The sequence below is a fragment of the Treponema sp. R80B11-R83G3 genome, from assembly GCF_054786115.1.
Window position 1 is genome coordinate 1 of the sequence record NZ_BDHF01000267.1, and the last position, 1049, is coordinate 1049.

Consider the following 1049-nt stretch of genomic DNA (forward strand, 5'->3'; position numbering starts at 1 on the left):
ACTCCTAAGGAGACGATTATGCCACAAACGCAAACCATGACCCTTGATGAAAAACTAGCCATTTCCAATAAGGCATTTACCTTATTGGATGCCGGAGATGAAGAAGGATTTAGCCGTCTTTTAAGGACCGCCCCAATGCCCCCATATTTAGCAAAAATGGCTAAAGAGAAAATAGGCGTAGATTTTCTTATAAACGGCGGTTGGAATTTGTCAGAAGCGGAGGCTGAATTTGGACAAGGCTGGCTTAATAAATAGTATATATAATGCGGCATTAGCTATTGATTTTGGCAGAAAAGGTTTTGCAACCAGAGGGAAGGAACAAGAAGGTCGCATTTCCTACGAAAAAGGTATCGCTCTTGAGATGACCGCTTTCAATGAAGCCCAAGCGTCAGCAGACCCTCAAGCCATTATTTTAGCCGAATGGACATTTTTAGGTCAGGAGCTAGAATTTTTGCAAAAATCGGACAAAGAAAGCATAAACAGCTTAACCAGAGCCATTCGTTTTTTCGATGACGCTTTCCTTGCCCTTGAAGTTATAGGGGATAAGCCCCTTTATCAATGCGCTGAAAAAATCATCCCCCACGATTCAAAATACCGTGTAAAAGGTTTTCCAAAAGACTCATTCCACGTTGCCTGCGGCGGCCACCAAGCAAGGCTAAAAAACATACTCAAAACCCCAGGGCTTGACCCTATCGAAAGGGCATTACTCAAACAACGGCTTGCCAATATGTCTACAGCGCAAACGGCGTATGTGGAATTGCAAAAAAAAGCGTTGGTAAGTTAAAGGAAAATCCCCCAAAAAACCGCTTTTTCCCCTTTTTTTGTTCCAATTCCACCGTTACCATGCCCTTGACGCTATACAAACGAGTAGTATAATTAAGGGCAGGGAGCAAAATTGTATTTTTGGCTGTAAAAAATGAAACCATTTGCATTACTCGAAAAAACGAATGGCTCTGGTTAAGCTGTTTATGCTTTCTTTGTCCGATTTTTGCAAAAATTCTAGCTCCTGACCTAAAAATGTCCATTCGGCTAAAATAATGGCTTGAGGG

General features: G+C 41.8%; 2 protein-coding genes. Both read left to right on the plus strand.

The features are described 5' to 3' along the window. Positions 1-255, plus strand: a 255-nt coding sequence (locus tag ACYVRH_RS13200; RefSeq protein ID WP_461257359.1) for a hypothetical protein, incomplete at its 5' end; no start/stop codon positions are given. Continuing rightward, positions 230-784 (plus strand): hypothetical protein, encoded by a 555-nt coding sequence (locus tag ACYVRH_RS13205; RefSeq protein WP_461257360.1) that lies wholly within the window; start codon positions 230-232, stop codon positions 782-784. The genes ACYVRH_RS13200 and ACYVRH_RS13205, both read left to right, overlap by 26 nt. Positions 785-1049: the final 265 nt, after the last annotated feature.